The 7030-nt window shown below is 32.6% G+C and carries 6 protein-coding genes; 3 read left to right on the top strand and 3 right to left on the bottom strand.

Annotated features, from left to right (window positions below; genetic code table 11):
* Nucleotides 1-856: 856 nt before the first annotated feature.
* Nucleotides 857-1195, bottom strand: a complete 339-nt coding sequence (locus NEH75_RS08735) for a DUF3784 domain-containing protein (RefSeq protein WP_238581171.1) — start codon at nucleotides 1193-1195, stop codon at nucleotides 857-859.
* Between the two features lie 335 nt (nucleotides 1196-1530).
* Here NEH75_RS08735 and glyA point away from each other — a divergent pair, with 335 nt between their 5' ends.
* The 3 genes from glyA to NEH75_RS08720 all read left to right on the top strand — a co-directional run bounded on the left by glyA (nucleotide 1531) and on the right by NEH75_RS08720 (nucleotide 4882).
* Nucleotides 1531-2763 carry a serine hydroxymethyltransferase gene (glyA, locus tag NEH75_RS08730; protein ID WP_055243486.1) on the top strand — a complete coding sequence of 411 codons (1233 nt, stop codon included), beginning with the start codon at nucleotides 1531-1533 and terminating at the stop codon, nucleotides 2761-2763.
* A gap of 180 nt (nucleotides 2764-2943) precedes the next feature.
* The gene (gene folD, locus NEH75_RS08725; RefSeq protein WP_055275492.1) at nucleotides 2944-3792 is read left to right on the top strand and encodes a bifunctional methylenetetrahydrofolate dehydrogenase/methenyltetrahydrofolate cyclohydrolase FolD; all 849 of its coding nucleotides are present in this window, start codon (nucleotides 2944-2946) and stop codon (nucleotides 3790-3792) included.
* A gap of 394 nt (nucleotides 3793-4186) precedes the next feature.
* Nucleotides 4187-4882, top strand: coding sequence for a Crp/Fnr family transcriptional regulator (locus NEH75_RS08720; protein ID WP_055305286.1), 696 nt, complete (start codon nucleotides 4187-4189; stop codon nucleotides 4880-4882).
* A gap of 137 nt (nucleotides 4883-5019) precedes the next feature.
* On the opposite strand, the gene NEH75_RS08715 is transcribed toward NEH75_RS08720, so the two are convergent.
* Together NEH75_RS08715 and hcp are read right to left on the bottom strand one after the other, a co-directional pair.
* Entirely contained in the window at nucleotides 5020-5184 is a 165-nt protein-coding gene (locus tag NEH75_RS08715) for a ferredoxin (protein ID WP_202966276.1), read from the bottom strand.
* Nucleotides 5185-5276: 92 nt separating this feature from the next.
* The gene (hcp, locus tag NEH75_RS08710) at nucleotides 5277-6923 is read right to left on the bottom strand and encodes a hydroxylamine reductase (protein ID WP_055305285.1); all 1647 of its coding nucleotides are present in this window, start codon (nucleotides 6921-6923) and stop codon (nucleotides 5277-5279) included.
* Nucleotides 6924-7030 lie beyond the last annotated feature (107 nt).

Below are 7030 nucleotides of genomic sequence, written 5' to 3'. Positions count from 1 at the left end.
TATAACTACTAGTCCTCTATCAAACCGTTCATATTTAGAGATAAAATAGAACCGCCGTATACGGAACCGTACGTACGGTGGTGTGAGAGGACGATGATTAAATTAATTAATTATCTCCTACTCGATTTTTTTGTTAATGAGTTATTCTATTAATGAGAGTTGCAGTGGTGTTTGTCGATCATCCCACTATAATCATTAGAATCGACCGTCGCGTGGCGTTTGTGGATTGCCCACGGTAAATAGTAAGAATCTGAAAAAGTTTAATGAATACCGTTATTAGACTTTAAAACTCTCAGAAAAAAGTGTCTTGTTTTAGAAAAATGTTTCTATGCAAGACACTTTTTATTTTTGTTATTAGATGATAAAAGAGAGTGCTATTAATTTAAGTTACTCTCTTTTACAAGATAAGTTGATAGATGAAGTAAATGAAAACTACCATCGCAAAACTAGCGATAAACACATTTAGCTTCTTTATTTTTCTTGGTCCTATACCGGGACTAAACCAAAATAAGTTATCAATTATATCAAATAAGGTTTGAATTAAATTATCTATAAAATCCATTTTTCCCCCCTGTTTTGATGAATTAATACTTTATTATATGAGAAATATATTTAAAAATATGTCGGAATTAAGGATAAAAATTTTGAATCTACATATCCTATTAGTGTAGAGTCAAAGGTGGTCTTCGCTGATGTTCCCACATAAAAAAGAAATTTAGCCTTAGAATGGAGTAGCAGATAGCCCATTATAAAGAATATTATCTGACTAATATTCAGTTGTGAAACTCGATATTAGATGGACTCTACAGGTTAAGTGTCTTATTGTAGGAAGATGTTCCTATAATGAGGCACTTTTTTATTTTTTATATTTTTCGAAAGCTTTTTTATCATCTAGGTGAACATTTTTGAAAAAGTAAATGAGCCAAATAATGATGGTAAGAATGAAGCACCACATTCCGAAGAAATAAGTTGGGATTGAGCCAATGACAAAAATAATGCCGTAAGTGATAAAATTATTTCTCATGTCCAGGCTCAGGCGTTTCTCATCATATTTAAGACGTTCTTTTTTCGATTTGAAGTTATAACCTGAAATTAAGAGACATGCTTTTTCTTTTAATAAAGCAAAAATAGTGGCAAAAATGAAAAAAAATATTGCCATTATTAGAGTGAAAATGGTTAAGGGCATATTTTCCATATTCATTCCTCCTTTATTTTATTATATGAGTGAATATTTTTTGATACAAGGGAAATAATTAATTTGTAGAGTTTTGCGTAAGGGTTATCGGATAGCCGTGAAGTATCTGGATAAGATTTAGTGAATGCTAAATGTTAGAAACTCTGCAATAAAGTGTCTTGTGATAGAAAATAGTTTCTATGATAAGGCACTTTTTTTTGTTTTTTGGTTAAAAAACACACCTGCGAACTACTTTACTTATATACTAGAAGTATAAGTAAAGAGCATATAAGTTGGCTATTCGATAGGTTTATGTGAAAATGACGATAGAAGTTTTTGTTAGGAGTGATTTTTTGATGAAAGATACGGCTATTTTTGAGGCGCTACAATTAGAGTTAAAGCGTCAACGTGAAAATGTGGAATTAATTGCGTCTGAGAATTATGTATCAGAAGAAGTTATGGCGGTTCAAGGATCTATTTTAACAAATAAATATGCAGAAGGGTATCCAAATAAACGTTATTATGGTGGATGTGAATTTGTAGATACGATTGAAGATATTGCACGTAATCGTGCCAAACAATTATTTGGAGCAAAATTTGCGAATGTTCAACCTCATTCGGGTTCTCAAGCCAATATGGGAGCTTATCGTGCAGTGTTAGAGCCAGGAGCAAAAGTATTAGGAATGAATTTAAGTCACGGGGGACATTTAACTCATGGTCATCCGTTAAACTTCTCAGGAAAAGATTATGAGTTTTATGAATATGGAGTAAGTGATGAAACTGAAACGATTGATTATGAAGTTGTTCGTCAAATTGCTCTTGAAGTTAAGCCAGCTTTAATTGTAGCAGGGGCATCTGCTTATCCACGTGCTATTGATTTCAAAAAATTCCGTGAAATTGCAGATGAAGTAGGGGCTTATTTAATGGTAGATATGGCGCATATTGCGGGATTAGTCGCAGCGGGATTACATCAAAATCCAATGGATTATGCTCATATTGTGACAACAACGACTCATAAAACATTACGTGGGCCACGTGGTGGAATGGTTTTAACGAATGATGAAGAAATTGCGACAAAATTAGATAAAGTTGTATTCCCTGGTATTCAAGGCGGGCCTTTAATGCATGTTATTGGCGCAAAAGCTGTTGCGTTTGGAGAAGCTTTAACCCCTGATTTTGTAGAGTATCAAAAACAAGTGATTAAAAATGCGAAAGTGTTAGCTGAAGAATTAGCGAAGCATGGTTTACGTATTGTGTCAGGTGGAACAGATAATCATTTGATGCTTGTTGATGTGAAATCGACATTTGGCTTAACTGGAAAAGTCGCTGAAGCTGTCTTAGATCGAGTGGCGATTACGTGTAATAAAAATACGATTCCATTTGATACAGAAAAACCATTCGTTACGAGTGGAATTCGTTTAGGAACGCCTGCCGTCACAACTCGTGGATTTAAAGAAGCAGAAATGATTGAGTTAGCAGGTTATATTGCTGAAGCGTTAAAATATCATGAGGATGAAGAAAAATTAGCTCAAATTCGTCAATCAGTCTTAGGATTAACTGGACGTTTCCCTTTATATGAAAATCGATAATTAAAAATAAGAAATCCCTTGCGTGAGGCAAGGGATTTTTAATGATAATCTTAGCTATGTATAAATAGTAGTGGCGAGCTAAGCATACATTAAATAGATGAGGCATATGTTATTTTATAGGGTATTTTGTGTTATAATGAAGAAACTTAAAGATAAAGTTTGTAAGTAGGAGGAATCGTGATGACAACATTGATTGATGGGAAAAAAGTTTCCTCTCAAATTAGAGATAAAATTTCCCAGGAAACGGCAGAATTCATTGAGAAAACAGGGATTCAACCTCATTTAGTTGTGATTATTGTAGGTAATAATCCTGCATCAATGACTTATGTTAGAAATAAGAAAAAATCTTGTGAAGAGGTTGGATTTAAGTCAACGGTGATTGAATTACCTGTTGAAACAACTGAGTCGGAGTTATTGACAAAAATTAAGGAATTAAATGAAGATCCATCTGTTCATGGGATTTTAGTTCAGTTACCACTACCTAAACATATTAGTGAGGAAAAGGTCATTGCAACGATTTCGGTGAAAAAAGATGTCGATGGATTCCATCCGTATCAGGTGGGAGCTTTAGCTTCGGGTCTAGATTGCTTAAAACCATGTACACCATCTGGTGTGATTGAATTATTAAAAGCTTATAACATTGAGATGACAGGACGTCATGCGGTTATTGTTGGGCGTAGTCATATTGTTGGGAAGCCTCTTATTCAATTACTTTTAGATGAAAATGCAACCGTAACGGTTTGTCATTCTCGTACACAAGATTTAGCTCAATTTACGAAATCAGCTGATCTTCTCATTGTGGCTATTGGACGTCCAAACTTTATCACAGCGGATATGGTCAAAGATGGAGCAGTTGTGATCGATGTTGGAATTAATCGATTAGAAACTGGAAAACTTGTGGGTGATGTAGCTTTTGATGAAGTAGAACCAAAAGTTAGTTATATTACGCCTGTTCCAGGTGGAGTTGGACCAATGACAATTACAATGTTACTTCGTAATACATTAGAGGCTGCTAAACGTTTAAAATAAAAAACATAATTTAAACCTATAGGTTAGATACTAAGTAAGTCTGAGCTATAGGTTTTTATTTTATCGTAATAAATAAAATAAATTGAAAAAATTCAGGATGATTAGATTTTCTAGTAAGAGTCATCACTAAAGTAGGTAGTTAGTATTTTTTCTATCCTAGGCATTCGAAATGATAAAATTAAATACTATTATTAAAATGTTGTGATCATCCAGTGATACTGATTATAGATCTAGTAGATCACCATAAATGATCATGAGCTTTTGTTAAGGAAATGGGTACCATAATTAAGATACTTCTTTTTGGTTGGTTTTAAAATTTATATATTAATTGTGTTATTTTTATTATCTGTGGTATGCTTGTCTAAATAAAAATAGGCTAGAAAGAGTTGATTTTGTGAGTTGTACGCGTTGTGTAGATAAATTTTGTACTTACAAGGTTCCGATTTTTAAGCATTTTAATTGTCAGGAGGTTGAAGAGCTACTTAAGGTTATTGAGCATAAAGAATATAAAAAAGGGGATATTTTATTTAATGAAGGAGAACTTGCCGATACGTTGTATATTATCAATGAAGGAAAGTTAAAAATTTTTAGTTATACAAAGGATGGGAAGGAACAAATTTTACATATTTTAAAAGAGGGTGATTTTTGGGGAGAACTTCAATTATTGCAGGAAACAAACTTTAAATGTTATGCAAAAGCAATAGAGGATTGTAATGTATGTACGATTACGAAAGAGCAGTTTCAAAAATTAATATTAGAAAAGCCTGAAATGAGTCTTAAAGTATTAGAAGTTGTTAGTCAGCGACTTATTCATTTAGAGAGCTTAGCACTTGTTTTATCTGATAATGATACAGATGCTAAGTTAGCTTATTTATTAGTTGATTTAGCTAATCACTATGGCATTAAAATGGGATCAAAGATTGTTGTTAATTTGCCATTTACACGAGAAGATATGGCAAACTATACAGGATTAACAAGAGAAACAATTAGTAGAAAGTTAAATATGTTTAGTGAAAAAGGGATTATCAAAATAATCGGTCATAAAAAAATTGAAATATTAGATTTAAAGTATTTAAATGGATTAATTTAAATTTTATTAGAGCTGTAGAATAGATATAATTTTATAACTTACATAAAAAGAAGCAGAACACCTAGTTGAAGAACTAAGGGTATTTTGCTTCTTTTTATATATGGAGTTTTAATTAGCTAGCTAGATAAACGATAAAATTAATATTTTATAATCGTAATTGCCTCGACCGGACAACTATCTTTTGCATCTTCAGCAAATTTTATAATTTCTGCTTTAATCTGATCAACGATAGGGATTGAAATTCCTTCGTTATCTAGTTCAAATACTTCTGGTGCGATGCTTGTACAAGCACCACATCCGATACAAAGATCTCAATCTACAAAAGCTTTCATGTAAAATAACCACCTTTAATTAGGATACTAAACAAATTAATCTATATTTACTCGATTAAAAATTATTTTAATAGAAGTTTCAAGTCTTCTTCTACTGTTGAAATTCCACCAATTGCGAAATTTTCAACTAAGACGTTAATCACATTTGGTGATAAGAAGGCTGGTAAAGTAGGGCCTAAATGAATATTTTTAACTCCTAGTGATAATAAAGCTAATAAAACGATAACAGCTTTTTGTTCATACCAAGCAATATTATAAGCAATTGGTAAGTCATTAATATCATCTAATCCTAATGCTTCTTTTAATTTTAAGGCAATAACAACTAATGAGTATGAGTCATTACATTGTCCAGCATCTAATACACGAGGAATTCCATTGATGTCGCCAAGATTTAATTTATTGTATTTATATTTGGCACATCCCGCCGTTAAAATGACAGAGTCATTAGGTAATTCTTGTGCAAAGTCTTTATAGTAAGTACGTTCTTTATGACGACCATCACATCCTCCCATGACAACAAAGTTCTTAATTGAACCCTCTTGAATGGAGCTGACAACTGAATCAGCAAGTGCTAATACTTGATTGTGAGCAAATCCACCAATAATTTCACCCTCTTCAATTTGAGTAGGAGGCGGGCATTTTAACGCATGTTCAATAACAAGACTAAAATCTTTTGAACCATCTCCTAACATAGGAATCACTTTAAAGTCGGGATGTCCTGTATTTCCTGTCGTATAAACACGATCAGTATAAGTGCATCCTTTACGAGGTGGAACTAAACAATTTGTTGTAAAGACAATAGGTCCATTAAAAGTTTCGAATTCTTTTGTTTGTTCATGCCAAGCATTCCCATAGTTCCCAACTAAGTGAGAGTATTTTTTAAGTTCTGGATAGTAGTGAGCAGGTAACATTTCACTATGAGTATAGATATCAATTCCTGTATCTTTTGTTTGTTCTAATAATTGTTTAATATCGTGTAAGTCATGTCCCGTAATTAAGATACCCGGACGGTTTCTAACACCAATATTAACTTTTGTCATTTCTGGATGTCCAAATGATGAGGTGTTAGCTTGATCAAGAAGTGCCATAGCAGAAACTCCGACAGTTCCTAATTCAAGTGCTAGTGTTGTATAAGTAGCTACATCTAATTGTGGATTAATTAATGAGGCCATAAAGCGATGCATTTGAGCAAACACTTCAGAATCTATAAATCCTAATTTTTCAGCATGAGATGCATAGGCTGCTAAGCCTTTAAGTCCGAATAAGATTAATTCACGTAATGAACGAATATCTTCATCGTCTGTTGATGAATGAATAGCAACTGATAAAGCTTTTGCTATCATACTTTGTTTATCATGAGCTTCAAAGTTAACAATATCATGTGACAAAATTGGAAGGTGATGATTGTTTAATTTTTCTTTCAACTGCTTACGTAAACTGAAGCTTTTTTTAATACGTTTCACAAATTCTTCTTCGTCAAAATTTGCGTTAGTAATCGTTGCAAATAAACCTTCTGTAACGAATAAATCAACCTCGCTTGTTTGATCTCCTTGTGCATTTACTTCTTGAGCTAAACTAGATAATCCAATTAATGAATAAATAAATGTATCCATTAAAGCAGTTAGCTCAGGTGATTTTCCACAAACGCCAAATACTGTACACCCAATTCCCTTTGCCGCTTCTTGACATTGATTACAAAACATATCCATATTTTCACCTCTTCTTAATTTATCAACGTTATTTTATTGAAGTAAAATAAAAATAAATGTGATTGAAATCAAAAATAGAAAAAAATATACTTTTTATCCTGAATTAT

The organism is Turicibacter sp. T129 (assembly GCF_025594975.1).
GTDB lineage: Bacteria > Bacillota_I > Bacilli_A > MOL361 > Turicibacteraceae > Turicibacter > Turicibacter bilis.
The sequence above is the reverse complement of the archived record's forward strand: the minus strand, read 5'-3'. Positions and strand labels throughout refer to the sequence as shown.

What these genes read in the sequence shown, in the direction of transcription:
- glyA (WP_055243486.1), top strand. Translation starts at nt 1,531, where the DNA reads ATGAAAGATACGGCTATTTTTGAGGCGCTACAATTAGAGTTAAAGCGT.
- folD (WP_055275492.1), top strand. Translation starts at nt 2,944, where the DNA reads ATGACAACATTGATTGATGGGAAAAAAGTTTCCTCTCAAATTAGAGAT.
- NEH75_RS08735 (WP_238581171.1), bottom strand. Translation starts at nt 1,195, where the DNA reads ATGGAAAATATGCCCTTAACCATTTTCACTCTAATAATGGCAATATTT.
- hcp (WP_055305285.1), bottom strand. Translation starts at nt 6,923, where the DNA reads ATGGATATGTTTTGTAATCAATGTCAAGAAGCGGCAAAGGGAATTGGG.